Source organism: Geodermatophilus sabuli (assembly GCF_900215145.1).
GTDB classification, from domain to species: Bacteria; Actinomycetota; Actinomycetes; order Mycobacteriales; family Geodermatophilaceae; genus Geodermatophilus; species Geodermatophilus sabuli.
In genome coordinates this window covers 120,822-145,111 of sequence record NZ_OBDO01000007.1, presented here as the reverse complement: position 1 = coordinate 145,111, position 24,290 = coordinate 120,822, and the positions used below count along the sequence as shown (strand labels likewise).

Genomic DNA, 24,290 nt, shown 5'->3' with positions numbered 1-24,290 from the left:
CGCTGGGACGGCGCCGACCCGGGTGGCGCGGGGGTGCGCCGTCACTCCGCCGCACCCGGTGCCTGCTGACCCGCCTGCGGCTCCTCGGGGGCGGGTTCCCCGGGCTGCGGGGCCGGGGGTTCCGGCGCCGGCGCCCCCGGGGCCGGGGAGGTCGTGGCCTGCGTCGGCTGGGGCGGCTGCGTCTCCGCCGTCGTGGTCGCGGTGGCGGTCGTCGTGTTGCCCCCGCCGGGGCGGCCGGTGGGACGCCCGTCGTCGTCGTCGCCGCCGTCGTCGTCCCCGCCCTGGGTCGGGGTGGGCGTCGCCGACGTCGGCTGGGGCTGGGTGTCGCCGCCGGTGTCGCCGCTGGTGTCGTCGCCGGTGTCCGGGGCGTAGTCGTCGGGTGCGTAGTAGAGGGTGACGACGGTGCCCAGGGGCACGGCCTCGTTGGCGGGGTCGGAGGTGACGACGTCCCCCGCGTCGAACGCCCGACCGGGTGCGGTCACCTGCGCGGCGTCGGCCTCGCGCTTGCTGACCTGCAGGCCGTTGCCGACCAGGTACTCCTCGACGGTGTCGACGTTCTGCCCGATGAACTCGTCGGTGTTGACGGTGAACGTGCCGGCCGCCGTGCTCACGCTCGTGGATGATGCGCTGGTCGGCTGCCTGTTCCCGGCCGGGGAGTCGTTGTCGCCGGCCAACAGGAACCACGTGCCCCCGCCCACCAGGGCGAGCAGCAGCAGGCCCGCGACCAGCCACACCCACCGGTTGCCGCCGCGCGGCCGCTCGGCGTGCCGGGGGCCGCCGGCGGGCTCGTCGTCCTCGGGGGGCCGGCGCAGCGGGGGCATGGCGCCGGGCGCCGTCCCCGGACCGCCGGTGCCGCCGGCGGAGGCGGCACCGAGCACCTGGGTCCGGCTGTCGGAGATGTCGGTGACGAGCTCGGTCCGGGCCCGCGCCGGCGTGGGTGCCGGGGCCGGACCGGGGCGGGCCGGGAGCGTGCCCCCGGTCAGCGGGGCGGCCGACAGCCCGTTCCCGGCGGCCACCGAACGGATCGCGGCGGCGAAGGCCGCGCCGTCGGCGAAGCGGTCGGCGGGGTCCTTGGCCAGGGCGCGCTCGATGAGCAGCCGCACCGCGGCCGGCACGTTGCCCGGCAGCGGGGGCGGCGGCCGGTTGATGTGCGCCAGGGCCACCGCCACCTGGGAGGTGCCGTCGAACGGGCGCCCGCCGGTCAGGCACTCGTAGCCGACCACGCCCAGGGAGTAGACGTCGGAGGCGGCGGTGACCTCGAAGCCCTGGGCCTGCTCGGGCGAGAGGTACTGGGCGGTGCCGACGACCATGCCGGTGCGGGTCAGGGGTGTGGCGTCGCGAGCGCGGGCGATGCCGAAGTCGGTCAGCTTCACCACGCCGTCGGGCCGGACGATGAGGTTGCCCGGCTTGATGTCGCGGTGCACGACGCCGGCCTTGTGGGCTGCCGACAGTCCGTCGGCGGACTGGCTCAGCACGTGCAGGGTCCAGTCGACCGGGAGCTTGCCCTCCTCGTGGAGGATGGTCACCAGCGGCTTGCCCTCGACCAGCTCCATGACGAGGAACGCCAGCTGGCCGCCGCGCTCGTCGTCGGTCTCGCCGTAGTCGTAGACCGAGGCGATGTTGGGGTGGCTGAGCGCCGCGGTGTGCCGCGCCTCGTTGCGGAACCGGGCGACGAAGCTGGGGTCGCCGGTGAACTCGCTGCGCAGCACCTTGGCGGCGACGACGCGGTCGAGCACGCGGTCGCGGGCGCGCCACACCTCACCCATCCCGCCGGTGGCGATCGGGGCGGTGATCTCGTAGCGGCCGGCGAGGATCGTGCCGGTGGACAGGGCCATCAGCCGCCCTCCCCGTCCAGGTGGGCCTGCATGACCTCACGGGCGATGGGGGCGGACACGTCCCCGCCCGTACCCCCGCCGTTGGCCACGAAGACCGCGACCGCGATCTGGGGGTCGTCGGCGGGGGCGAACCCGATGAACCAGTTGTGGTCGGGCACGTCCTCGGACACCTCCGCAGTACCGGTCTTGCCGGCCACCGGGACGCCGGGGATGCGTGCGGCGCGGCCGGAGCCGTTGGCGACGACGCTGGTCATCATCTCGGTCAGCTGGTCGGCGACCTCCGGGATGATCGGCTCGCTGAGCCCCTCCGGGTCGGTCTCGTCGACGACCGACAGGTCGGGGGCGCGCAGCTGATCGACCAGGTAGGGCGCCATCAGGGTGCCGTCGTTGGCGACCGCGGCGGCGATCATCGCAGCCTGCAGCGGGGTCATCCGGACGTCCTGCTGACCGATCGAGCTCACCCCGAGCTGGGCGTCGTTCTCCGGGTCGCCCATCGTGCTGGCCTCCACGGTCAGCGGGATCTCCCGCTTCTCGCCGTCCATGCCGAAGGCCTCGGCCATCTCCCGCACGCGGTCCTCGCCGAGGTCGATGCCGAGCTGGGCGAAGGCGGTGTTGCAGGAGACGGTCAGCGCGTCGATCAACGACTGCTCACCGGTGCTGCTGCAGCTCGAGCCGCCGAAGTTCTCCAGCTCGGTGTTGGTGCCGGGGAGGGTCAGCGTGTCCGGCGCCGGGATCACCGTGTCCGGCGTGTACTCCCCGGTCGACAGCGCGGCCGCCGACACGACGACCTTGAACACCGATCCCGGCGGGTAGTTGTCGCCGATCCCCCGGTTCAGCCGCGGGTCACGGTCGGCGCCGTTGAGCTGATCCCAGTAGTCGCGGATGCCCTGCGGATCGTGGCTGGACAGCAGGTTGGGGTCGTACGTGGGGGTGCTGGCCATGCCCAGCACCGCACCACTGCTGGGGTCGAGGGCCACCACGGCGCCGGTGACGCCCTCCAGGCCGGCCATCGCGGCCTCCTGGACGGCGGGGTCGAGGGTGAGGACGACATCGCCGCCGGAGGGGTCGCGGCCGGTGAACAGGTCGGCGATCCGCCGGGCGAACAGCCGGGCGTCGTTGCCGGCGAGGAACTCGTTCATCGACCTCTCGGTCTGCGCGTTGCCGTAGACCAGCGAGTAGTAGCCGGTCACCGGCGCGTACAGCTCGGCCTGCGGGTACTGCCGCAGGTAGGTCAGCCGGTCGTCGGTGGCCACCGACGTGGCGATCTCGGTGCCCGCGACGACGATCGAGCCGCGCTCGCGGTCGTACTCCTCGGAGAGCACGCGGGTGTTGCCCGGGTCGTTGCGCAGCTCGTCGGAGCGGACCACCTGGATGTAGTTGACGTTGATGATCAGCAGCGTGAACAGCACGAGCACGCTGATGGCGACGCGGCGCAGGGGTGCGTTCACGGCGTCACCACCTCGGTGGGCGCGTCACCCAGCGCCGGCTTCGGTGGTCCGACCGGGGCGGCCGGGCGGCGGGCGGCGTCACTGATCCGCACCAGGACGGCGACCAGCACGAAGTTGGCCACCAGGGAGGACCCGCCGTAGGCGAGGAACGGTGTGGTGAGGCCGGTCAGCGGCAGCAGGCCGGTGACCCCGCCGAGGACGACGAACACCTGCCAGGCGATGGCGAAGGACAGGCCGGCGGCGAGCAGCTTGCCGAAGGCGTCGCGGACGATCAGCGACGTCCGCAGACCGCGCTCGACGAGGACCAGGTACACGATGATCACCGCGACGAGGCCGAACAGCCCGAGCTCCTCGCCGATGGCCGCGGCGATGAAGTCGCTCTTGGCGACCGGCACCTGATCCGGGCGGCCACCGCCGAGGCCGGCGCCGAACAGGCCGCCGGTGCCGAGCCCGAACAGCGACTGCACCAGTTGGTACCCCGCGCCGTCCCGGTAGTCGAAGGGGCTCAGCCAGACGTCGACGCGGTCCCGCACGTGGCCGAACACCTGGTAGGCGATGAACGCGGCGCCGGCGAACAGACCGAGGCCGATGAGCAGCCAGCTCGCCCGTTCCGTGGCGACGTAGAGCATCACCACGAAGATGCCGAACAGCAGCAGGGAGCTGCCGAGGTCCCGCTCGAAGACCAGCACGAGGATCGACATCGCCCAGGCGACCAGCACCGGGCCGAGGTCACGGGCGCGCGGCAGCTCCAGGCCGGCGACGCGGCGGCTGGCCAGCGCGAGCACGTCGCGCTTGTCCACCAGGTAGGCGGCGAAGAAGACGATCAGGCAGATCTTGGCGAACTCACCGGGCTGGATGCTGAAGCCCGCCAGCCGGATCCAGATCTTCGCGCCGTTGACCTCCGACAGCGACGACGGCAGCACCGCGGGGATCGCCAGGAGCACCAGGCCGACCAGGGCGAGCGTGTAGGCGAATCGGGCGAGCACCCGGTGGTCGCGCAGCACCACGAGGACGGCGACGAACAGGACGACCCCGAGCGTCGCCCACACCAACTGGACCGGGGCGTCCTCGCGGGAGACGGTGCTGTCGACCTGTTCGGCGGCGAGGTCGAGCCGGTGGATCACCGACAGCCCCAGCCCGGTCAGCAGCGCCACCGCCGGCAGCAGGAGCGGGTCGGCGTAGGGCGCCAGCTTGCGGACGACGAGGTGCACGACGGCCCACAGGCCCGCGAACCAGCCGCCGAACGTGACCAATTCCGGGCGCAGGGACCCGGTCATGGTCAGGTCGACGATGCTCTGCGCGACGAGCGTGATGAGGACGGCGAAGACCAGCAGCGCAAGCTCGGTGTTCCGCCGCTTCGGCGGGGCGGCACCTGCCGCGTTCGCACGCGGATCCGTGGACGGGCCGGCGGTCACTTCGCCTCCCGGCAGTCCACTCCGGGCTCGGGCGCCGGCGTCGACCGCTCGGCCGCGGTGGCCTCGGAGGTGGGTTCCGCCGGCACGACCGGCGGGGTGGGCTCGCCGGGCGCCGGGAGGGCGCCGCCGTCCGGCGCCGGCGCCGGGGCGGGCGTGGGGGACGACGACAGCGTCTGCCCGCCGTCGGCCTGCTCGGCGGGGCAGGTGGGCAGGCGCTGGTCGCGCAGCATCGCGACGATCCGGTCGGCGTGGTCGCCGTCGTTGGCCTCGATGCCCCGGCGCACCTTGCTCGCGTCGGCCTGGGTGAGGTCGTCGACGCCGAGGTCGGTCACGTCGGCCACCCGGTTGAGGTCGACGCCCAGCAGTGCGGTGTCGATGCCGCGGAAGACGGTCACCCGCTCGCCGCTGGCGGTGTCCTGGACGCCGACGAACCAGTTGGACAGCACCCACACGTAGGCGCCGGCGACGACCGCCAGGACCAGCAGCAGCGCACCGAGGCCCCACAGCAGGCGGCGCCGGCGGCGTCCCGGCGGCGGGGCGGAGGCCATCCCGGCCCCCGGAGCTGCCGGTGGGGTCGGCGGCGGGTCGGCGAGGGCGGCGCGGCCGGCCGCCGACCGGGGGTCCACCGCGCGCTGGCCGACGTTGTCACCGGCCGCGCCGTCGACGACGGGGTCCAGCGGCGCGGTGCCGTGCCCGCCGTCCTCGACGACGTCGGCCACGATGACGGTGATGTTGTCCGGGCCGCCGCTGCGCAGCGCCAGCTCGATGAGCCGGTCGGCGGTCGCCTGCGGGTCCGGGTCCTCCAGCGCCGAGGCGAGGGTCTCCTCGCTGACCACGCCGGACAGGCCGTCGGAGCACAGCAGGTAGCGGTCGCCGGCGCGCGCCTCCCGCATCGACAGGTAGGGGTCGACCTCCTGCCCGTTCAGCGCGCGCAGCAGCAGCGAGCGCTGGGGGTGGTGGTTGGCCTCCTCCGGGGTGATCCGCCCGTCGTCGATCAGCGTCTGCACGAACGTGTCGTCGTGGGTGATCTGGGTGAGCACGCCGTCGCGCAGCAGGTAGGCGCGGGAGTCCCCGATGTGGCACAGGGCCAGGCGACCCCCGGCGAACAGGACGGCGGTCAGCGTCGTCCCCATGCCCTCCAGTTGCGGCGACTCGCGGATCACCTCGCGCAGGTGCTCGCTGCCGTCGAAGACCGCCTCGCGCAGGGCCTGCAGCATGTCGCCGGACGGCGCGTCGTCGTCCAGGTGCTCGAGCGCGGCGATGACCACCTTGCTGGCGACGTCACCAGCAGCGTGGCCTCCCATGCCGTCGGCGACAGCGAGCAGCCGCGGCCCGGCGTACACCGAGTCCTGGTTGTTGCCGCGGACCAGGCCGCGGTCGGACCGGGCCGCGTAGCGCAGCACGAGGGTCATCGGATCCGGCTTCCGGGAGTGCGGCCGCTCCCCGCGACGATGGTGGGCGCGATGGTCATGAACGCAGCTCCAGGGCCGTCTGCCCGATGCGGATCGGCTGGCCCGGGGACACCAGCAGCGGGCCCTGCACGCGCTGCTGGTCGAGGTAGGTGCCGTTGGTCGAGCCGAGGTCCTCGACGTACCACTGACCGCCGCGGTTGGTCAGCCGGGCGTGGCGGGAGCTGGCGAAGTCGTCGGTGAGCACGAGGGTGGAGTCGTCGGCCCGGCCGATGAGGATCGGCTGGTCGCCGAGCGTGATCTTGGTGCCGGTGAGCGGCCCGGCGGTGACGACGAGCGTCTTCAGGCCGCGGTTCTTCTTCTGCTTGCCGGCGGCCGCCGCCCGCGGGGGCACGGACGACACGCGCCCGGCCCGGCCGCCGAACAGGTCGGCGCGCACCACGCGGAACGCGGCGAAGATGAACAGCCACAACAGCAGGAGGAAGCCGAAGCGGAAGACCTGCAGCACGATCTCGGCGGTCACGACGCCGCCTCACCGGCGCTCGTCGCCGCGGTGCCGGGCCGTCCTGTGCTCCCGCACGGCCCCGCGAGCCCGGTCACTGACGCGACCCGCCTCACGCGCCGTCCTGTCGGTAGACCAGCACCGAGTGGCCGATGCGGATGACGTCGCCGTCCGACAGCGGCTGCCGGGTGATCCGGCGGCCGTTGACGAGGGTGCCGTTGGTCGAGCCGAGGTCCTCGGCGATCGCGGTGCCCCCGTCGAGGACGACGTCGACGTGCTTGCGGCTCACCCCGGTGTCCGGCAGCCGGATGTCGGCGTCGGTGCCGCGGCCGATGACGTTGCGGCCGGTGGTCAGCTCGTGGCGGGTGCCCGGGCCGTCGACCAGCAGGACGTGGGTGACGCCGGGCTTGGTGCCCGCCCGTCCGACGACCGACGGCTGCTGCCGGCCGGTGTCGGTGGCCATGCGGCCCTGCAACGGGGGCAGCGGCGGCACGCCACCGGTGGCCAGCGGGGCCGGGGCATCGTCGGCGCGGCTGCCCGGGCGTGCCGGGTCGGCGACGTGCGAGCTCACCTCGAAGACACCGGTGGGCAGGGCGTCGTCGCGCTCGAGGCGCACCTGGACGGCGTCGAAGACCTGGTAGCCCTCGCCCTCGATGTGCTCGGACACCATGTCGGCGAGCTGCGCGGCGAGCTGCTCGGACCACTCGGCGAGGTGGTCGTAGTCGGTGGGGCCGAGGCGGACGTCGTAGACGTTGGGCGCCAGGACCCGCCCCTCACCCATCACCGAGCGCTGCTCGTCGGCCTCGCGGGTCAGTGCCTTGGCGATCTCGGCGGGGTGCACCTTGCCCTTGAAGAGGCGGGCGAAGGCCAGTCCGACCATGCCCTCCAGCCGCCGCTCGAAGCGCTGCAGCACACCCACAGTCGCTCCTCTGCGCTCGTCCGGACGTCCCGATCTGCCACCGTTGATCGTAGCCGGGTGTGGCCCGCGTGCCCGGCCGGTGACCACCCGACGCCCCGGGCGCGCCGACTCTGCCGCCCGCGCCGGCGCCCCCCGTGCCGGGCTCCGCGAGGCGGCTGCTAGGGTTCTTCCTCGCCAGGGCAAGTGGCGGAATGGCAGACGCGCACGGTTCAGGTCCGTGTGTCCGAGAGGACGTGGGGGTTCAACTCCCCCCTTGCCCACTCCGCACTGGGGGATCCCCCAGTGCTCGCAGGCCGGTGGTCACCGGCCCCGTAGTCACCTGAGGTGACGCACCCACCCGCGGTGACGGCCGTCCGCGGCCTGGGTCAGTCGTATCGGGCGGCCCGCCGCGCCACCCGACGACGATGCCGGCGCAGCACACCGCGACCGATCCACACGACCGCTCCCAGCGTCGCGTCCACCAGGGCGAACCACCACAGTGGTCAGGCGGAGCTCCAGACCAGGAACTGCAGGGTGACGTCCTGGGTGTTCTGCAGCATGAACACCAGCAGCAGACCGCCGCCGGCGAGCGTCGCGATGGCCCCACCGTTGAGACGCGCGGCGCTGGACGCGGGACCTGTCCCGGTGGTTGTGCCCGGGCCGGGGCTCTGCTGGGCCATGACCGCCTCCTACGCCGTTGCCGGACCGTGGGGCCGCCGGCTCCGGGGGGCGTCACTCCGCGAGGACGAGCCGGCGCACCACCCTGTTCCTCGCGGTTGCCGGAGTCCCGGTCCGGCCGCTGACCCTCGTCGCCGTCGTGGCTGTCCAGGTCGTGGGCGGAGCAGCGCGCCGCGGAGGCTCCGTCGGCCGAACCGGGATCGGCCGAGGATCGAGGTGCTCACGGGGTGACGATGGCGAAGTCGGGGTCGGGTTCGTCGAGGGCGGCGAGCAGTCGACTCACGGCCGCCACGTCGCCGTCGACCTGCACGCCGGCCGCAGCGAGCTGCTCGGGACCCACCCCGCGGGCGAGGAGGCCGGAGAGGGCCGTGGAGGGCAGGTGCAGGACCGCGTCCGCCGCGGCGGTCTGCAGCGCACCGGTGTAGGTCAGGGCGCCGTTGCGCAGCGCCAGCCGGTAGCGCGTGCCGGTGTCGCTGAGGTCGACGTCGATGGCCACCTTCTCGTCGCCGCAGCGCGGGCCGTCGATCCGGATGGCCAGGGCGTCGAAGAGCTGCTCGGGCGTGAGCTGGGCCAGCACGTCCGGGGAAGCCGCGACGGTGGGGGTGCCGAAGTTGCCGTGCCGCAGCTCGTGGGCACCGGAGAGGTAGACGCAGCGCCAGGTGCCGTTCTCCGCGCCGTAGCCGAGCTGCTCGTAGGTGTCGGCCAGCAGCTCCCGGGCGGCCTGGTGGTCCGGATCGGCGAAGACCACGTGGTTGAGGACCTCGGCGGCCCAGCGGAAGTCCCCGGCGTCGAAGGAGTCCCGGGCCTTGGCGACCACGGTGTCCGCGCCGCCCATGAGCTCGACGTACCGGCGCCCGGCCTCGGCCGGGGGGTGCGGCCACAGGTGCGCGGGGTTGCCGTCGTACCAGCCCATGTAGCGCTGGTAGATCGCCTTGACGTTGTGGCTCACCGAGCCGTAGTAGCCGCGCGCGCACCAGGCGCGCTCCAGCGCCGGCGGCAGCACCATCGCCTCGGCGATCTCCGCCCCGGTCAGCCCCTGGTTGAGCATGCGCAGGGTCTGGTCGTGCAGGTAGGCGTACAGGTCGCGCTGCAGGGCGAGGAACTCCACGGCGCGCTCGGAACCCCAGGTGGGCCAGTGGTGGGAGGCGAAGACCACCTCCAGCTCGGCGCCGAACAGGTCGATGGCCTCGGTCAGGTAGCCGGCCCAGGCGTGCGGATCGCGTACCACCGCGCCACGCAGGGTGAGGATGTTGTGCAGGTTGTGCGTGGCGTTCTCCGCGGCGCAGAAGGCCCGGTGCTGCGGGAAGTAGATGTGCAGCTCCGCCGGCGCCTCGGCGCCCGGAGCCATCTGGAAGACCATCCGGATGCCGTCGATCGTCTCCTGCTGGCCGGTGGTCGTGATCGCCACCGTCGGCGGCACGAGGCCGATCGTGCCGGTCGACGCGGTCTGCCCGAGGCCGGCACCGACCTGTCCACGCGGCCCGCGGTCCAGCGCCGCGCCGTACATGTAGCCGGCCCGGCGGGCCATCGCCGTTCCGGCGTAGACGTTCTCGCTCACCGCGTGCTCGGTGAATCCCTCCGGGGCGAGGATCGGCACCAGTCCGGCCTGGATCTCCTCGGCGGAGAGCACCCCGTGGACGCCGCCGAAGTGATCGACGTGGCTGTGCGTGTACAGCAGCCCGGACACCGGGCGGTTCCCGCGGTGCTGCCGGTAGAGGCCGAGTGCGGCCGCGGCGGTCTCGGCCGAGACCAGCGGGTCGATGACGAGGACGCCGCGCTCGCCCTCCACGATGGTCATGTTCGACAGGTCCAGCCCACGGACCTGGTAGATCCCGGGCACCACCTCGAACAAGCCCTGGACCGCGCTGAGGGCGGACTGACGCCACAGGCTCGGATTGACCGTCGGTGGGGCCTCGCCGGTGAGGAACCCGTAGGAGTCGTTGTCCCACACGACGCGACCGTCCGAGCGCACCACGCCCGGCTCGAGGGCGGCGACGAAGCCACGGCGGGCGTCCTCGAAGTCCTGCCGATCCTCGAACGGCAGCGTGGCCAGCACCTGCTCGTGCTGCGCGACGATCGGCCCGGTCGCCGGCTTCTGGGCCGTGTCCGTCAACTGCGCGGAAGTCATCGCGTGCTCCTCGGGTCAAGCCGGATCAGCGTGCGTCCCCGACCCGGTTGCGCCGCGGGAGCCGGCGGTCAGGGGACGCCCATCACGGCCGATGGGGTGGGTGGACAGTGCAGGAGAAGCCGGCGACGGCACGGTGTCCGTGTCGCTGGCCGCCGCCCGACTCCAGCAGCCCTGGCCGCCCGGAACGTCATCCCGCGCGGGTGAGCTCTCGATGCCGCCGGCCACCGCGGCTCGCTGCGCCTGCGGGTCGGCCCGGCCGGAGGCCCGAAGTCTCCCCAGGTCGGGACCTTCGAAGGGTGCGCCGGCCCGTCGGCTCGGCGACGGTCGGGTACTCGGACGCGGCCCGTGGTGCCTCGTCCCGTGCCCGACCGGAGGGTGTGAGCGCCATGTACTGGCCCGACCACATGAACGGCTGGGGCTGGATGGCGACGACCGTCGCCATGGTCCTGTTCTGGGGCCTGATCGTCGCCGGGGGTGTCCTGCTCGTGCGTGCGCTCAACCGCCGGACGGTGGGCCCGGTCGCGTCACCCGACCGGCCCACCCCGCAGCAGATCCTGGCCGAGCGGCTCGCCCGCGGGGACATCGACGAGGAGGAGTACCGGCGGCGGCTGGCGGCCCTGAGCTCCACCGAGCACCCGACGACCGCCCCCTGACCCGGTCAGGTCAGCCGGCGGTGCTCGTCGTCGTCCCGGCGGTTGCTGGCGATCGTCTGGGCCAGCAGGACCGCGCCCCAGGGGCCGATGACCCAGATCGGCCAGGGGTAGAGCAGCTCCCCGGAGCCGATCGAGGTGGCGATCCACACGGTCAGCACGATGACGGCGGTGGCCAGCCAGTTGCGCCAGGCCGCGTACCGCGAGGGCCCGCCGGACCAGCCGCCCCAGGACCCGGCGTGGGCGATCCCGTGGTGCGCCCACGGGGCGGGCGTGCTGGCGGCCGGTCCCGTCTGGCGGGCGACCGGCCTCGGCAGGTCGGCGGTGAGCTCGGCCAGCTCGCCGTAGGTGCGGGCGGCGTAGGCGCGGGCCAGCCGGTCGTCGTACTCGTCCACGCGCAGCCGCCCGGCGGCCATGTGCTCGCCCAGTTGGGCGGCGACAGCCGCGCGGTCGGCGTCGGCGGCACGCAGGTGCGGGTCGGGCATCGGGGACCTTCCTGTTCCGGGGGCTCCAGTCTCGTCCGTGATCACCCGCGGGGTCCACTGACGTCCGTCACGGGTTCCACGTGGAACCCGTCAGGTCCGCTGGGTGTGGGTGAGCCCCTGGCCCGGGTGCCACGAGGAGATGACCAGCGCCGTCTTGTCGTCGTTCAGCGCGGTGAGCACCACCTGGTCGATCTCCACGCGGAACAGGTCGAACGCCGCGGGGTCGTCGGGCACCTCGGCCGCCTCGGAGAACCGGCGCCGTTCGCCCGCGTCGGTCACCTCGGTGGCCCGGCCGGAGAGCTTCGCGTCGGCGGTGAAGTCGTCCGGGTCGGCGCTGCCGCCGTGCAGGGCGAAGCGGGGGTCGCGGCGTAGATCGGCGAACTTCACCGACCCCGGCATCCCCGCCAGCCACGGCTCGCCCCGCACGAACTGCATCTCGATGCCGCTGACCCGCGGCGAGCCGTCGGCCCGCAGTGTGGCCAGGACCTTGTGCCGGTGGGCGTCGAAGGCCGCGCGCACCTGGGCGGCGAACTCCGGTTCGGCGGTTTCCAGGTCGGCGAACGAGGCCATGCGCGCGATGGTGCACCCGGGTGCCGACGGGTGGGGCCGCCGCGTCGCCGAGATCCCGTGATCCCGCACCTCCCCGCGGTGCCGGACGTGCGAGACCCCGTGATCTCGCCGGGGGAGGGACGGGGTCAGCCGGCGGGGGGCACGGCCTCCGCGGCCAGGTGCCGGCCGATCACCATGCGCTGGATCTGGTTGGTGCCCTCGAAGATCTGCATGACCTTGGCCTCGCGCATGTAGCGCTCGGCGGGGAACTCGCGGGTGTACCCGGCCCCGCCGAGCACCTGGACGGCGTCGGTGGTCACCTTCATGGCGGCGTCGGTGGCCACGAGCTTGGCGATGCTGGCCTGGCGGGCGTAGGGCTTGCCGGCGTCCCTGCGCCGGGCCGCGACCAGGTACGTGGCGCGGGCGGACTCGACGGCGGCGGCCATGTCGGCCAGCAGGAACGCCACGCCCTGGTGGTCGACGATCCGCTTGCCGAACGCCTCGCGGTCCCGTGCGTAGGCGACCGCGACGTCGAGGGCGGACTGGGCCAGACCCACGGCCACCGCGCTGACCCCCAGGCGCCCGGAGTCCAGCGCCGCGAGCGCGATGCCGAGGCCACGGCCACGCTCGCCGACCAGCCGGTCGGCGGGGATCGGGACGTCGTCCAGCCGGATGGCGGCGGTCGTGGAACCGGTCAGGCCCATCTTCTCCTCCGGCCTCGCGGCGGAGAACCCGGCGAGGTCGGGGGTGAGGTGGAGACAGGAGATGGCGCGTTCGCCGTCGTCCGGCGTCCGGAGGAACGTCGAGTAGAAGTCCGCGTGCCCGCCGTGGGTGACCCACGCCTTCTCGCCGCTGGCCACCCACCCGTCGTCCGTGGCCCGCGCGGCGGCCCGCATGGCCGCCGGGTCGGAGCCGGCGTGCGCCTCGGACAGGCAGTAGGCGCCGAGCAGCCGCCCGCCGACCATCTCCGGCAGCAGGTCCCGGCGCTGGGCGTCGGTGCCGAACCGGTCGATGGGGAAGCAGGACAGCGTGTGCACGCTGACGCCGAGGGCCACGCTGGCCCAGCGGGCCGCGAGCTCCTCCACCACCTGCAGGTACACCTCGTAGGGCTGCCCGCCGCCGCCGACGTCCTCCCCGAACGGCAGCCCGAGCAGGCCGGCGTCGCCGAGCAGCCGGAAGACCTCGCGCGGGAAGCGCTCCTCGCGCTCGTACTGCGCTGCCTTCGGCGCGAGTTCGGCGTCGGCGATCTCACGGGTGAGGGCGAGGAGGTCGGCGGCCTCCTGGGTGGGCAGTTCGCGGTCGACCGGCACGGCATCTCCTCGGGCGCAGCTGTACTGGGATCGGTACGACAGTACTGTCGCGCGTCCAGGTGGAAGCTGGCCCGCGGGAGGTGCCATGACGGCGGAGATCGCGGGCGCGCCGGCCGGCCGGCTGACCCGCCGGCAGGCCGAGCTGCTCGACCAGCTGGAGCAGCTGTTCCTCGCCGAGGGCTTCGCGGGGTTCACCCTGGAGGACCTCGCCCTCCGGCTGCACTGCTCCAAGAGCACGCTCTACGCGCTGGCCGGCAGCAAGGAGCAGCTGGCCTCTCGGGTGGTCCGGCACTTCTTCCGCAAGGCCACGGCCGCGGTGGAAGCCGGGACGGCGACCGAGGAGGACCCCGCGCTGCGGGTCACCGCGTACCTGACCGCCGTCGCGCGGGCCCTGGCCCCGGCTTCGCCGGCCTTCTACCGGGACCTGGACGCCTTCGCGCCCGGGCGGGCGGTCTACGAGCAGAACACCGCGCGGGCGGCGGAGCGGGTGCGGGAGCTCATCGCCGACGGCGTGGCCCAGGGACGGTTCCGCGAGGTGCACCCCGCGCTGGTCGCCGACACCGTCTCCACGCTGGTGTTCCGCATCGGCCGCGGCGACACCGCCCGCGCCACCGGGCTGGACGACGCCGCTGCCTACCGGGAGCTGGCCGCCCTGCTGCTGCACGGGATCAGCCTGTGATCAGGTGGAGGTGACCACCTCCACCTGGTCCGTCACCGCCGCGGCCTGGGACGACCCCGACGTCCGACGGCTCATGGTGGCGCAGCAGGTCGAGCTCCGGGCGCGGTACGGCAGTGCGGGCGAGCCGGGCACCCCGCCGTCGGCCGCGGACGTCGGCGTCGTGCTGGTCGCCACGTCCAGGAGCCCGACGCCGGCTGCTCCCTGTACTACGAGCGCGATCTGTCCTGAGGCGTCCGCGGGCGCCGGTGTCGGTGGACTGTGGTGGGGTGGCGGCCATGAGCGGGACGTGGCCGGTGGCCGAGCCGGGTGGGGTCGAGGTGGTGGCGGGTGCCGCGCGGCTGGCGGTCGACCTGCGCGGTGGGGGCGTCCGGGCGCTGACGGTGGGCGGCCGCGAGGTGCTCGACGGCTACCCGGCGGGCACGATCCCGTCGGGACGGCGGGGCGGCGTGCTGCTGCCCTGGCCCAACCGACTGCGCGGTGGGCGCTGGTCCTGGGCCGGCCGCGACCTGCAGCTCGACGTCGCCTCGCCGGACACGCCCAACGCGGCGCACGGGCTGCTCTCCTGGCAGCCGTGGACGGTGCTCGACCGGTCCGACGACGCGGTCACCGTCGGCACCGTCGTCGAGCCGCGCCCCGGGTACCCCTTCCGGCTGCTGGTGGCCATCGACCACGCGCTGGCGCCCACGGGGCTGCGGGTCACCGTCCGCGTCCGCAACGCCGGTGCCGAGCCGGCTCCGTTCGGGGCCGGGATGCACCCCTACCTCGCCGTCGGCGCGCGGGACGACGGCGGCGTCGGGGACGCCGAGCTCCACCTGCCCGCGCGCACCGAGCTCGTCGTCGACGACGGCGGCCTACCCACCGGGGAGCGGCGGCCCTTCGACGGCGCCGTCGGCCGGATCGGTGACCGCGCCCTCGACACCCCGCTCACCGACCTGGACCGGGACGCCGACGGCTGGGCGCGCGTCCGGTTGACCGGGCCGGCCGGGGCGCTGGAGCTCGCCGTCGACCGCTCCTGGCCCTGGCTGCAGGTGTTCACCGGTGACACGCTGCCCGCGGGCCAGCGGCGGCGCAGCGTCGCTGTGGAGCCGATGACCTGCCCGCCCAACGCCCTGGCCGATGGCGTCGATCTCGTCGTCCTGGCGCCCGGCGCGGAGTGGGCCGGCACGTGGACCCTGAGCTGGGAGGCCTGACGTGCGCGTCGCGGAGCTGTGGCGGTACCCGGTCAAGTCGCTGCAGGGAGAGCGCCTGACCGCCGTCGAGGTGGGCCCGGAGGGGCTGACCGGGGACCGGCAGTGGGCCCTCTTCGACGTCGACACGGGGTTCGGCCTGACCGCCCGCCGCGTGTCCGACCTGCTGTTCGCCGCCGCCCGGCTGCGCCCCGACGGCGAGGTCGAGGTGGTGCTGCCCGACGGCACCGTCACCGCCGACGACGCCGTCCTGTCGGTGTGGCTGGGCCGGCCGGTCACGCTGCGGGCCGCGGCCGACGCGCCCGGCGACCGGCAGTACGAGAACCCGTTCGAGGTGGAGGACGACGACGAGTACGCCTGGGACGCCTTCACCGGGGCGCGCGGGGCCTTCCACGACAGCTCCCGCATCCGCGTCTCGCTGGTCTCGACCGGCACGCTGGGCACCTGGGACCGGCGGCGGTTCCGCGCCAACGTGCTGCTGGACGGGTCCGGCGAGGACGCGCTGGTCGGCACGCGGGTGCGTGTGGGCGGCGTCGGGCTGGACGTCGTCGCGCCGATCCCCCGCTGCGTCATGGTGACCCGCCCGCAGCCCGGCGGCATCGGCCGGGACACGTCGGTGCTCAGGACGGTGCACCGCGAGCGTGGCGGCATGCTGGCGATCGGGGCGCTGGTGGCGCACCCGGGCGCCGTTGCGGTGGGCGACGAGCTCGTGGACCTCGGGGAGGCGGACAGCCGCGGGAGCATCGCAGCGAGCGCCGGCGAGCGAGGAGCGGACCGGGGCGCGGAAGCCGACGGTGACACTGCAGGATGACCGCCGTGCGCACCGTCGACCTCCGGCCGGGCGAGGAGACCATCCGGCTCGGCCAGCTGCTGAAGCTGGTCGACGCCGTCCCGACCGGTGCCCAGGTGAAGGACGTCCTGCTCACCGGCGCCGTCCGGGTCAACGGCGAGCCGGAGGAGCGCCGCGGCCGCCAGGTCCGCCGGGGCGACGTGGTGAGCGTCGAGGGCATGGAGGACGTGCGCATCGCGTGATGCGGGTTCCACGTGGAACGGGGTCTGCCAGGCTGGGGGCATGACCCGCGCGCCGTACCTGTCGGCCCGCCTGCAGGGCTTCGGGACGACGGTCTTCGCCGAGATGAGTGCGCTCGCCGTCACCACGGGCGCGATCAACCTCGGCCAGGGCTTCCCGGACTACCCCGGCCCACCCGAGGTCCTCGACGTCGCCCGCGCGGCCATCGGCACCGCGCACGACCAGTACCCGCCGGGGCCGGGCATCCCGGAGCTGCGGGCGGCGATCGCCGAGCACGTCCAGCGCTTCGGCGGGCACGGCTACGCCCCGGCCGACGAGGTCCTCGTGACGGCCGGTGCCACGGAGGCGCTGTCGGCGTCGCTGCTGGCCCTGCTCGAGCCCGGTGACGAGGTGGTGCTGTTCGAGCCGATGTACGACTGCTACGCGGCGGGCATCGCGATGGCCGGCGGCGTCGCCCGGCCGGTGCCGCTGCGGCCCCCGGCGTCCGGTGCCGGCCAGTGGACCTTCGACGTCGCCGAGCTGCGTGCCGCGGTCACCCCGCGGGCGCGGCTGCTGCTGCTCAACAGCCCGCACAACCCGACCGGCAAGGTCTTCACCCGCGCCGAGCTCGGCACGCTGGCGGCGCTGGCCATGGAGCACGAGCTGCTCGTGCTCACCGACGAGGTGTACGAGCACCTGGTCTTCACCGGCGCCCAGCACACCTCGATCGCGACGTTCCCCGGCATGCGCGAGCGCACCCTGGTGGTCAGCAGCGCGGGGAAGACGTTCAACGTGACCGGCTGGAAGGTCGGCTGGATCTGCGGCCCGGCCGAGCTGGTGGCCGCCGTCCGCACCGCCAAGCAGTTCCTCACCTACGTCAACGCGGGCCCGTTCCAGCCGGCGGTCGCGGCCGGCCTGCGGCTGCCCGACGAGTACTTCGACGCGATCGCCGGGGACCTCGAGTACCGCCGCGACGTCCTGGTGCAGGGCCTGACGGAGGCCGGGCTGCCCGTGATCAGCCCGCAGGCGACGTACTTCGCGACCGTCGACGTCCGGCCGGTGCAGCCCGACGGCGACGGCGTGGCCTTCTGCCGGGCGCTCCCCGAGCGGGCGGGTGTCGTCGCCATCCCGACCGTGGTCTTCTACGACCCGGCGCACGCGCACCTGGGCCGTCACCTCGTGCGCTTCGCCTTCTGCAAGGGCGACGCCGTGCTCGGCGAGGCGGTGGAGCGACTGGGGAGGATGAGGTCGTGAGGATCGCAGCGGTACAGCACGACATCGTCTGGGAGGACCGGACGGCGAACTTCGCGCGGCTGGCCCCCCAGGTGGCCCGCGCGGTCGGCGCGGGGGCGGAGTTCGTCCTGCTGAGCGAGACGTTCTCGACCGGGTTCACGATGACCCCCGGAATCGGTGAGCCGGAGGGCGGGCCGTCGTCGCAGTTCCTGCAGGCGCAGGCGGCCGAGCACGGGGTGTGGGTGGCCGGCAGCTGCCCGGAGGTGGCCCCCGACGGCCAGTTGCCCTACAACTCGCTGGTCATGGCCGGTCCGGACGGCACCGTGCACCGCTACCGGAAGCTGCACCCGTTCACCCACGGCGGCGAGCACGAGCGGTTCCGCGCCGGCGAGAAGCCGTTGACGGTGGAGATCGGCGGTCTGCGGGTCACCCCGTTCATCTGCTACGACCTGCGCTTCGCCGACGTCTTCTGGTCCGCGGCGCTGGACACCGACGTCTACCTGGTGACGGCGAACTGGCCGGCTCGCCGCCGGCACCACTGGCAGACGCTGCTGCGGGCCCGGGCCATCGAGAACCAGGCCTACGTGGTCGGCTGCAACCGGGTCGGCGCCGCCGGCGACGGCACCGAGCACGCCGGCGACAGCATGGTGGTCGACCCGATGGGGGAGCTGCTCGCCACCGCGGCCGGGAGCGAGACGTTCGTGCTGGCCGACGTCGATCCGGCCGCGGTGACCGCCACCCGCGATCAGCTGCGCTTCCTCCCCGACCGCCGCTGACGGAGGGGACCCGTGGGCGGAACCCCGACGGGTCTCCTCGGTGGCCGGTCGTCGGTCAGTAGCTGAAGGTGCCGGCGTCGTCCTCGCCGATCCACTGCCACATCGGGACGGTCCCGGCCAGCTCCGCTCCGGCGATGAGGTCGCCCTCGTCCAGGCCCTTGGCGTCGAAGCAGATCGGGCAGACGAAGTAGCGCCCGCCGCCGACGGCGTAGCGCTCCGGCAGCGACCGCAGCGGCGGTGGTGGGTGGACACGGCGCGACACCGCGCGCGGGTCGCCGCGCCACCGTGGGGCCCCCGCCGGCGGCGGCTCGGATCAGCGGAGGCGGTCCTCGTCGACGACGATCTGCTCGCGCTGCACCTGCTCGGTGACCTGTTCCTGACCGGTGACGACGTCGGTGCGCAGCCGCACCCGCTCCACCGGCACCACCTCGACGGTGACGACCGGCCGCTCGGCGTGCAGGACGATCTCCTCGGGCAGCCCCGCGGGGCCGCCGGACGACGCGGACCCGACAGGGGCCCCGGTGGAGGTGCCGGCGGTGTCGGGGGCCAGGGACTCCCCGGGGCCGGCGTCGGGGGCGTCGACCGGCACCTGCTCCACGCGGATCTCCTCGCGGCGGATCGGGACGGTGATCGTCACCTCCTCGGTGACCACGTACTTCACCAGCCGGGCGCGGGTGGTCGCCACGCGCTCGGTGCCCACCCGCAGCTGCTCCTCGCTGCGGGTCATCGCCCCGCCGGCGTCCGGCGCCGGGGTCGCCGCGGCGCCCGCGCCGGCACCCGCCGCGCCGCCGGCACCGGCCGCGACGTCGCCGGCGGGGCCCCTGGTCCCGACCGCGGGGCCGCTGCTCCGGACCGCGGGGCCGCTGCTCCCGACCGCGGGGCCGTGGAGGGCGCCACCGTCGGTGGAGCCGCCGGCGGCGTCTCCACCGGCGGCCCCGGTCGTCGTCCCGTCCCCGGGTGCTGCCCCGCCGACGGTCTCGTCCCTGGTCGCCGCCCCGCCACCGGCGGCCTCGGCCTCGTAGTGCCGGCGCAACAGCGCCTCGGCGTCCGGGTCGAGGCGCTCATCGGAGACGTGCGGCGCGCTGCGGACGGCGTCCCGCGTCACCGGCAGCTGCAGGGCGCCGTCGACGAAGGCGGCCTCCGCCGCGGGGACCACGGAGCGGCGGGTGCCGAGCAGGCCGGTGGAGACGGCGACCCAGGTGGGCGCGCCCGTCCGGTCGTCGGTGAAGAAGTGCTCGACCGTGCCGATCTTGTGCCCGTCGGAATCGTAGGCGGTGCTGCCGATCGCCGCGGACAGTTCTCGCTCGCTCAACATCGGTCGGCTCCCCTCGCCGGAGGCCCCGCGCTGGGCGCTCCCTGCCGTCAGCGTGCCCAGCCGGGGCGCTCGGTGAACATCGCCCGGCCGGGCGGGTGGCGGGTGCGGTGACGTGCTGGCCAGGCGCGACCTGGCCTACCGTGGATCGTCGTGACCACCGAGCACCTGGAGATCGAGCGCAAGTTCGAGGCCGAGGAGTCCTTCGCGCTCCCGGACCTGGCCGGCGTCGGCGAGGTCGCGTCGATGGGGGAGCCGCAGACCCACGAGCTCGAGGCGACGTACTACGACACGGCCGACCTGCGCCTGCTGCGGTCCCGCGTGACGCTCCGCCGCCGCACCGGCGGCCCGGACGCCGGCTGGCACGTGAAGCTCCCCGCGGGAGCCGGCGCCCGGCGGGAGCTGCACCAGCCGCTGGGCCGCGCCTCCCGCACCGTGCCCAAGGCCGTCCTCGCCCCCGTCCTGGGCCAGCTCGGGACGGCGGCCCCGGCGCCGGTCGCCACCCTGAGCACCCGCCGCGTGGTGCACCCCCTGCTCGACGGCGAGGGCCGGGTGCTGGCCGAGGTGGCCGAGGACGTCGTCCACGGGACCGCGCTGGCCGCCGTTCCGGGCGAGCCGGCCACCGTCACGATCTGGCGCGAGGTGGAGGTCGAGCTTGTCGACGGCGACGCGGCGCTGCTCGACGCCGTCACCGAGCGGCTGGTCGACGCCGGCGCCCGGGTGTCGGCGTCGCCGTCGAAGGTGGGCCGGGTACTCGACGGCCGCCTCCCGGCTCCGGCGACCGCGCCCGGGGCCGGGGCCGACGGTGGGCCGGCCGGCAACGGGAAGAAGGGCAAGCGGCGCGAGAAGAAGGGCGGCGCGGGCGCGAAGGCGGATCCAGCATCTGGAGCCGGCGCCGTCGTCGTCGCCGCTCTGGCCGGCCAGCTGACGGCACTGAGGGCAGCCGATCTCGCCGTCCGCACGGGCCAGGAGGACGGCGTGCACGACGTCCGCGTCGCGTGCCGGCGGCTGCGGAGCATCCTCGCCGCCTTCCGCCCCGTCCTGGACCGCGAGCAGACCGACCCGCTGCGTGAGGAGCTGCGGTGGGTGGGGGAGCAGCTGTCCGGCGCGCGCGACGGCGAGGTGGCGCTGGCACACCTGCGGGCCCTGGTCGCCGAGCAGCCGCCCGAGCTGGTGCTCGGCCCGGTCGCGGCCCGCCTGCAGCAGACGGCGGTCTCCGACCACGAGGCGGGCGCGCGGGCGGTGACCCGCGCCCTCGCCGACCGCCGCTACCTGCGCCTGCTCGACGCCCTGGACGCGCTGCTGGCCGACCCGCCGCTCACCGCCGCCGCGGGCGACCCGGCACCGGCCGTGGTCGCCGACGCGGTGCGGCGCGCGGGCAGGCGGCTGCGGCGTGCGGTCGCGGCGGCGCAGGCCGCCGAGGGGGAGGAGCGCGAGCACGCCCTGCACGCGGTCCGCAAGGCCGCCAAGCGGGTCCGGTACACCGCCGAGGTCGCCGCCGGCCTGCTCGGGACGCCGGCGGAGGACCTCGTCGCGGACATGCAGCGGGTCCAGGACGCACTCGGCACCGTCCAGGACACCGTCATCACCCGGGCGTACTGCACCCGCCTCGGGCTGCTCGCCTTCGCCGCGGGCGAGAACGCCTGGTCCTTCGGCCGGCTGCACGGTCTGGAGGAGGCCCGCGCGGCCCGTGCCACGGACGCCTTCTGGGCGCTGGAGCCCTCGCTGCGGAAGGCCGTCCGCGCGGCCTCCCGCGCCGGCTGACCGGGCTCACGCAGGATCGCGGCACCACCCCCGGCGAAGCGAGGTCCGCCCTGTCCATCCTCGGTCTGCTCGGCTTCGGCACGATCGTGCTGTCCGCCTTGCTGATCCTCCACGGCTACCTGTGGTGGCGGCTGGTGCGCAGCACCACGCGGCGTGGCCGGGTCCGGCGGTGGCTCACCCTCGGCCTGCTGGTCCTCGCTGCGTTGCCGGTGCTGGCCGTCTTCCTCGACGGGGACGGCGCCGGTGCGGTCGCCGCCGACTGGGTGGGCTTCACCTGGCTGGGCGTCGCCTTCTACACGTTCCTGACGCTGCTGGTGCTCGAGCCGGTCCGGCTGCTCCTGCGACCCTGGGCCCGGAGCCGGCGTGCGGAGGTCGTCGGGGCACCGGTCGCGGTGCTGCCGAGCGGCGCGGCCCCCGAGCGGGAGGCGGTCCAGCCGGAGCACGAGGTCATCGACCCCTCCCGGCGGCTGTTCGTCGCCCGCGGACTGGCGCTCACGGCCGGCGTGGTCGCGCTGGGCACCGCGGGCACCGGCGCCCACCTGGCGAACTCGGCCCCCGTCGTCCGCCGGGTGCCGGTGACCCTGGCGGGTCTGGACCCGGCCCTCGACGGCCTGCGCATCGTCACCTTCTCCGACGGCCACCTCTCCACCACGTACGGCGGGCGGCGCTTCGAGCGGCTGGTGGAGATCGTCAACGCCCAGCGGCCCGACGTCGTGGCCATCGTCGGTGACCTGGTCGACGGCGAGGTCGCCGACCTGCGGGACGACGTCGCCCCGCTGGCCGACCTGGTGAGCGACCAGGGCGTCTACTTCGTGACCGGCAACCACGAGTACTTCGTCGACACGACCGCCTGGCTGCGGCACCTGCCCACCCTCGGGGTGCAGGTGCTGCGCAACGAGCGGGTGGCGATCCGCCGCGGCGGCGCGTCGTTCGACCTGGCCGGCATCGACGACCGGACGGCCGACCGCTCCGGCCTGCCCGGCCATGGTGCCGACCTCGACGCCGCACTCGACGGCCGGGACGACGCCACGCCCGTCGTGCTGCTGGCCCACCAGCCGGTGATGGTGGAGCAGGCCCGGGCCGCCGGGGTGGACCTGCAGGTGTCCGGGCACACCCACGGCGGTCAGCTCTGGCCCTTCGACTACGCGATCCGCCTGGACCAGCCGGCCGTGCAGGGCCGGTCGCGGGTGGGCGACACCCAGCTCTACGTCACCCCGGGCGCGGGGTTCTGGGGACCGCCGATGCGGATCGGCGCCCGCCCGGAGGTCTCGGTGATCGAGCTGCGGGCGCCGTAGGTCAGAGCTGCCGGAGCGCCGCCAGGACCTGCTCGGCGACGTCCTCCAGCGGCACCTTGCCCTCGCCCTCCGCCCAGCGCACCAGGATCTGGGTGTAGGCCGACAGGCTGGCGTTCACGACGACGTCGGGGACGACGGCCCGGTCGTCGGGCTGGACGACGTCCAGCACCATCTCCGCGGTGGCCCGCTCGAACGTGGCCGCCCGGGTGCGCAGTCCCGGGGTGGTGACCACGATCCGCCAGCGCTCGAGCAGCTCGTCCCGGTCGGGTCCCTGGAAGCTGCCCAGCCAGGCGAGGATCCCCACGCGCATCCGTTCGGCGATGCTCAGCCCCTCGGGCTGCGCGGCCAGGGCCTGCTGGACCTCGCCGGGCTCCGGCATCGGCAGGACGATGTGTTCCTTGCTCGGGAAGTGGTCGTAGAACGTCGGCACCGAGACCTTCGAGGCCGCGGCGATGTGGCCGACGGTCACCGCGTCGTAGCCGTGCTCGGTGAACAGCCGCATGGCGGTGGTGTAGATGCGCCGGTGGGTGGCCTGTCGTCGGCGGGCGCGGTGGTCATGCGGCTCGGTCACAAGCGACCATCCTCCGGCCACGTCGATGCGGGATGCGCACGTACCCGCGTGGTTTCGATCTCAACCTCCTCGTCGGCACCGGAGTGGACACTGGCCGGGTGCGCGTGACCATCCTGGTGTGGCCCGGCGCCGGCCGCACCGTGGTCGGCGGCAGCCACGACGGCGCGCTCGTCGTCCGGGTGGCCGCCCGGCCCGTCGATGGTCGGGCCACCGAGGCGGCGTTGGCCGCCGTGGCGGCGGCGCTGGGCGTGCGGCGCCGGCAGGTGACCCTGGTCAGCGGCCCCACCAGCCGCACCAAGGTGGTGGAGGTCGACGGGGCCGACCCCGCCCGGCTGACGGCCCTCCTGGGCCACCCGACCGGCTGAGACAGACGTCTCAGACGACCAGACGTCTACTGGTCCAGTACCTTTGCGGCGTGACGAGCGCCGTGCAGGGACCGAAGTACCTCGCGGTCCGCGAGCACCTGCGCCGCCGGGTGTCCGCGCTGCCCGAGCACACCCTGCTCCCCCCGGAGCCGGTGCTGTGTGCCGAGTACGGGGTCAGCCGGATCACGCTGCGCCGGGCCGTCGACGGGCTCGTGGCCGACGGGCACCTGGTGCGCGAGCAGGGCCGCGGGACCTACGTGACCCGCCCGCCGATCCGCCACGAGTACCGCGAGAGCTTCGTGCACCGCATCGCCGGGTTCAACTCGGTGATGACCGAGCAGGGCGCCCAGGTGGGCACCGCCGTGCTCACCCAGCGGATCGTGCCCGTCCAGCCCCCGATCGCCGCTGAGCTGGGCCTGGAGACGGCGACCGACGTCATCGAGCTGGTCCGGCTGCGCAGCGTGGACGGCACCCCCAACCACGTCGCGCACAGCTTCATGGCGGCCTCGGCCTACCCGCGGGCCGCCGAGGAGGACTTCAGCGAGGGTTCCCTCTACGACTTCCTCCGGAGGGAGTACTCCGCCGACCTCGCCCACGCCCGGATCGTGGTCGACGTGGGCACCGCGGCGCCGGACGAGGCCGAGGTGCTCGGCGTGATCGCCGGCTCGCCGCTGCTCGTCGTCCGGACGACGGTCCGTGACAGCGCCGGCCGGCCCCAGGTGCACAGCTACTCCCGGCTGCGCCCCGACGTCAGCCAGGTCGAGTTCGAGGTCTCCGTCGGTGGCCGCTGAG

The 24,290-nt window shown here is 74.6% G+C and carries 26 protein-coding genes and 1 tRNA gene; 12 read left to right on the top strand and 15 right to left on the bottom strand.

Features of this window, described 5'->3' with window-relative positions; all coding sequences use genetic code 11:
- Positions 1-41: 41 nt before the first annotated feature.
- The 6 genes from CRP39_RS16425 to CRP39_RS16400 form a co-directional block, all read right to left on the bottom strand.
- Positions 42-1,835: a serine/threonine-protein kinase gene (locus tag CRP39_RS16425; protein ID WP_097207454.1), complete on the bottom strand. Its 1,794-nt coding sequence runs from the start codon at positions 1,833-1,835 to the stop codon at positions 42-44.
- Positions 1,835-3,283, bottom strand: a complete 1,449-nt coding sequence (locus CRP39_RS16420; protein ID WP_097207453.1) for a peptidoglycan D,D-transpeptidase FtsI family protein — start codon at positions 3,281-3,283, stop codon at positions 1,835-1,837. Before CRP39_RS16420 ends, CRP39_RS16425 begins: the two co-directional genes overlap by 1 nt.
- Positions 3,280-4,698, bottom strand: a complete 1,419-nt coding sequence (locus tag CRP39_RS16415) for an FtsW/RodA/SpoVE family cell cycle protein (protein WP_097207452.1) — start codon at positions 4,696-4,698, stop codon at positions 3,280-3,282. Before CRP39_RS16415 ends, CRP39_RS16420 begins: the two co-directional genes overlap by 4 nt.
- The gene (locus CRP39_RS16410; RefSeq protein ID WP_097207451.1) at positions 4,695-6,110 is read right to left on the bottom strand and encodes a PP2C family protein-serine/threonine phosphatase; all 1,416 of its coding nucleotides are present in this window, start codon (positions 6,108-6,110) and stop codon (positions 4,695-4,697) included. Before CRP39_RS16410 ends, CRP39_RS16415 begins: the two co-directional genes overlap by 4 nt.
- A 55-nt stretch (positions 6,111-6,165) precedes the next feature.
- On the bottom strand, positions 6,166-6,630 hold the full coding sequence (locus tag CRP39_RS16405) for an FHA domain-containing protein FhaB/FipA (RefSeq protein WP_097207450.1): 465 nt from the start codon (positions 6,628-6,630) through the stop codon (positions 6,166-6,168).
- 91 nt (positions 6,631-6,721) lie between these two features.
- A complete protein-coding gene (locus tag CRP39_RS16400; RefSeq protein ID WP_097207449.1) occupies positions 6,722-7,528 on the bottom strand; it encodes an FHA domain-containing protein in 807 nt (268 codons plus the stop codon).
- A gap of 177 nt (positions 7,529-7,705) precedes the next feature.
- On the opposite strand from CRP39_RS16400, the gene CRP39_RS16395 reads away from it, so the two are divergent.
- Positions 7,706-7,788, top strand: a tRNA-Leu gene (locus CRP39_RS16395).
- 222 nt (positions 7,789-8,010) lie between these two features.
- On the opposite strand, the gene CRP39_RS26920 is transcribed toward CRP39_RS16395, so the two are convergent.
- Together CRP39_RS26920 and CRP39_RS16390 are read right to left on the bottom strand one after the other, a co-directional pair.
- Positions 8,011-8,187 (bottom strand): hypothetical protein, encoded by a 177-nt coding sequence (locus CRP39_RS26920; RefSeq protein WP_172442477.1) that lies wholly within the window; start codon positions 8,185-8,187, stop codon positions 8,011-8,013.
- A 218-nt stretch (positions 8,188-8,405) separates the two neighbouring features.
- Complete coding sequence (locus CRP39_RS16390) at positions 8,406-10,313, bottom strand: alkyl/aryl-sulfatase (RefSeq protein WP_097207448.1); 1,908 nt, start codon at positions 10,311-10,313, stop codon at positions 8,406-8,408.
- A 386-nt stretch (positions 10,314-10,699) separates the two neighbouring features.
- Here CRP39_RS16390 and CRP39_RS16385 point away from each other — a divergent pair, with 386 nt between their 5' ends.
- Entirely contained in the window at positions 10,700-10,966 is a 267-nt protein-coding gene (locus tag CRP39_RS16385; RefSeq protein ID WP_097207588.1) for an SHOCT domain-containing protein, read from the top strand.
- A gap of 5 nt (positions 10,967-10,971) precedes the next feature.
- On the opposite strand, the gene CRP39_RS16380 is transcribed toward CRP39_RS16385, so the two are convergent.
- The 3 genes from CRP39_RS16380 to CRP39_RS16370 form a co-directional block, all read right to left on the bottom strand.
- On the bottom strand, positions 10,972-11,448 hold the full coding sequence (locus CRP39_RS16380) for a DUF1707 SHOCT-like domain-containing protein (RefSeq protein WP_097207447.1): 477 nt from the start codon (positions 11,446-11,448) through the stop codon (positions 10,972-10,974).
- 90 nt (positions 11,449-11,538) lie between these two features.
- The gene (locus tag CRP39_RS16375; RefSeq protein ID WP_097207587.1) at positions 11,539-12,018 is read right to left on the bottom strand and encodes a pyridoxamine 5'-phosphate oxidase family protein; all 480 of its coding nucleotides are present in this window, start codon (positions 12,016-12,018) and stop codon (positions 11,539-11,541) included.
- Positions 12,019-12,143: 125 nt separating this feature from the next.
- A complete protein-coding gene (locus CRP39_RS16370; RefSeq protein ID WP_097207446.1) occupies positions 12,144-13,307 on the bottom strand; it encodes an acyl-CoA dehydrogenase family protein in 1,164 nt (387 codons plus the stop codon).
- Positions 13,308-13,392: 85 nt separating this feature from the next.
- Here CRP39_RS16370 and CRP39_RS16365 point away from each other — a divergent pair, with 85 nt between their 5' ends.
- Positions 13,393-13,986 (top strand): TetR/AcrR family transcriptional regulator, encoded by a 594-nt coding sequence (locus tag CRP39_RS16365; RefSeq protein ID WP_097207445.1) that lies wholly within the window; start codon positions 13,393-13,395, stop codon positions 13,984-13,986.
- Here CRP39_RS16365 and CRP39_RS26915 read toward each other — a convergent pair whose 3' ends face one another.
- Positions 13,987-14,160 carry a hypothetical protein gene (locus CRP39_RS26915; RefSeq protein ID WP_172442476.1) on the bottom strand — a complete coding sequence of 58 codons (174 nt, stop codon included), beginning with the start codon at positions 14,158-14,160 and terminating at the stop codon, positions 13,987-13,989.
- A 101-nt stretch (positions 14,161-14,261) separates the two neighbouring features.
- On the opposite strand from CRP39_RS26915, the gene CRP39_RS16360 reads away from it, so the two are divergent.
- Genes CRP39_RS16360 through CRP39_RS16340 form a run of 5 tightly spaced genes read left to right on the top strand, consistent with a single transcriptional unit; the run spans position 14,262 to position 18,191 of the window.
- Positions 14,262-15,176, top strand: a complete 915-nt coding sequence (locus CRP39_RS16360; protein WP_097207586.1) for an aldose 1-epimerase family protein — start codon at positions 14,262-14,264, stop codon at positions 15,174-15,176.
- Between the two features lies 1 nt (position 15,177).
- Positions 15,178-15,984, top strand: a complete 807-nt coding sequence (locus tag CRP39_RS16355; protein ID WP_097207444.1) for an MOSC domain-containing protein — start codon at positions 15,178-15,180, stop codon at positions 15,982-15,984.
- On the top strand, positions 15,981-16,205 hold the full coding sequence (locus tag CRP39_RS16350) for an RNA-binding S4 domain-containing protein (RefSeq protein ID WP_097207443.1): 225 nt from the start codon (positions 15,981-15,983) through the stop codon (positions 16,203-16,205). Before CRP39_RS16355 ends, CRP39_RS16350 begins: the two co-directional genes overlap by 4 nt.
- A 40-nt stretch (positions 16,206-16,245) precedes the next feature.
- Entirely contained in the window at positions 16,246-17,436 is a 1,191-nt protein-coding gene (locus tag CRP39_RS16345) for a pyridoxal phosphate-dependent aminotransferase (RefSeq protein WP_097207442.1), read from the top strand.
- Positions 17,433-18,191, top strand: a complete 759-nt coding sequence (locus tag CRP39_RS16340; RefSeq protein WP_097207441.1) for a carbon-nitrogen family hydrolase — start codon at positions 17,433-17,435, stop codon at positions 18,189-18,191. Before CRP39_RS16345 ends, CRP39_RS16340 begins: the two co-directional genes overlap by 4 nt.
- Before the next feature lie 55 nt (positions 18,192-18,246).
- Here the strand turns inward: CRP39_RS16340 and CRP39_RS16335 are convergent, their stop codons facing one another.
- Both CRP39_RS16335 and CRP39_RS16330 read right to left on the bottom strand, forming a co-directional pair.
- Entirely contained in the window at positions 18,247-18,453 is a 207-nt protein-coding gene (locus CRP39_RS16335; RefSeq protein WP_183358958.1) for a DsrE family protein, read from the bottom strand.
- Between the two features lie 51 nt (positions 18,454-18,504).
- A complete protein-coding gene (locus tag CRP39_RS16330; RefSeq protein ID WP_097207440.1) occupies positions 18,505-19,506 on the bottom strand; it encodes a DUF2382 domain-containing protein in 1,002 nt (333 codons plus the stop codon).
- A 150-nt stretch (positions 19,507-19,656) separates the two neighbouring features.
- Here CRP39_RS16330 and CRP39_RS16325 point away from each other — a divergent pair, with 150 nt between their 5' ends.
- Both CRP39_RS16325 and CRP39_RS16320 read left to right on the top strand, forming a co-directional pair.
- On the top strand, positions 19,657-21,267 hold the full coding sequence (locus tag CRP39_RS16325; RefSeq protein ID WP_097207439.1) for a CYTH and CHAD domain-containing protein: 1,611 nt from the start codon (positions 19,657-19,659) through the stop codon (positions 21,265-21,267).
- Between the two features lie 86 nt (positions 21,268-21,353).
- Complete coding sequence (locus tag CRP39_RS16320; RefSeq protein ID WP_245853917.1) at positions 21,354-22,562, top strand: metallophosphoesterase; 1,209 nt, start codon at positions 21,354-21,356, stop codon at positions 22,560-22,562.
- Position 22,563: 1 nt separating this feature from the next.
- Here the strand turns inward: CRP39_RS16320 and CRP39_RS16315 are convergent, their stop codons facing one another.
- The gene (locus CRP39_RS16315) at positions 22,564-23,133 is read right to left on the bottom strand and encodes a TetR/AcrR family transcriptional regulator (RefSeq protein WP_097207438.1); all 570 of its coding nucleotides are present in this window, start codon (positions 23,131-23,133) and stop codon (positions 22,564-22,566) included.
- A 98-nt stretch (positions 23,134-23,231) separates the two neighbouring features.
- Between CRP39_RS16315 and CRP39_RS16310 the strand changes: the two genes are divergently transcribed.
- Entirely contained in the window at positions 23,232-23,498 is a 267-nt protein-coding gene (locus CRP39_RS16310) for a DUF167 domain-containing protein (protein WP_097207584.1), read from the top strand.
- Between the two features lie 50 nt (positions 23,499-23,548).
- Positions 23,549-24,289, top strand: coding sequence for a GntR family transcriptional regulator (locus CRP39_RS16305; protein WP_245853916.1), 741 nt, complete (start codon positions 23,549-23,551; stop codon positions 24,287-24,289).
- Position 24,290 lies beyond the last annotated feature (1 nt).

What these genes read in the sequence shown, in the direction of transcription:
- CRP39_RS16425 (WP_097207454.1), bottom strand. Translation starts at nt 1,835, where the DNA reads ATGGCCCTGTCCACCGGCACGATCCTCGCCGGCCGCTACGAGATCACC.
- CRP39_RS16410 (WP_097207451.1), bottom strand. Translation starts at nt 6,110, where the DNA reads ATGACCCTCGTGCTGCGCTACGCGGCCCGGTCCGACCGCGGCCTGGTC.
- CRP39_RS26920 (WP_172442477.1), bottom strand. Translation starts at nt 8,187, where the DNA reads ATGGCCCAGCAGAGCCCCGGCCCGGGCACAACCACCGGGACAGGTCCC.
- CRP39_RS16390 (WP_097207448.1), bottom strand. Translation starts at nt 10,313, where the DNA reads ATGACTTCCGCGCAGTTGACGGACACGGCCCAGAAGCCGGCGACCGGG.
- CRP39_RS16385 (WP_097207588.1), top strand. Translation starts at nt 10,700, where the DNA reads ATGTACTGGCCCGACCACATGAACGGCTGGGGCTGGATGGCGACGACC.
- CRP39_RS16380 (WP_097207447.1), bottom strand. Translation starts at nt 11,448, where the DNA reads ATGCCCGACCCGCACCTGCGTGCCGCCGACGCCGACCGCGCGGCTGTC.
- CRP39_RS16375 (WP_097207587.1), bottom strand. Translation starts at nt 12,018, where the DNA reads ATGGCCTCGTTCGCCGACCTGGAAACCGCCGAACCGGAGTTCGCCGCC.
- CRP39_RS16365 (WP_097207445.1), top strand. Translation starts at nt 13,393, where the DNA reads ATGACGGCGGAGATCGCGGGCGCGCCGGCCGGCCGGCTGACCCGCCGG.
- CRP39_RS16360 (WP_097207586.1), top strand. Translation starts at nt 14,262, where the DNA reads ATGAGCGGGACGTGGCCGGTGGCCGAGCCGGGTGGGGTCGAGGTGGTG.
- CRP39_RS16350 (WP_097207443.1), top strand. Translation starts at nt 15,981, where the DNA reads ATGACCGCCGTGCGCACCGTCGACCTCCGGCCGGGCGAGGAGACCATC.
- CRP39_RS16345 (WP_097207442.1), top strand. Translation starts at nt 16,246, where the DNA reads ATGACCCGCGCGCCGTACCTGTCGGCCCGCCTGCAGGGCTTCGGGACG.
- CRP39_RS16330 (WP_097207440.1), bottom strand. Translation starts at nt 19,506, where the DNA reads ATGTTGAGCGAGCGAGAACTGTCCGCGGCGATCGGCAGCACCGCCTAC.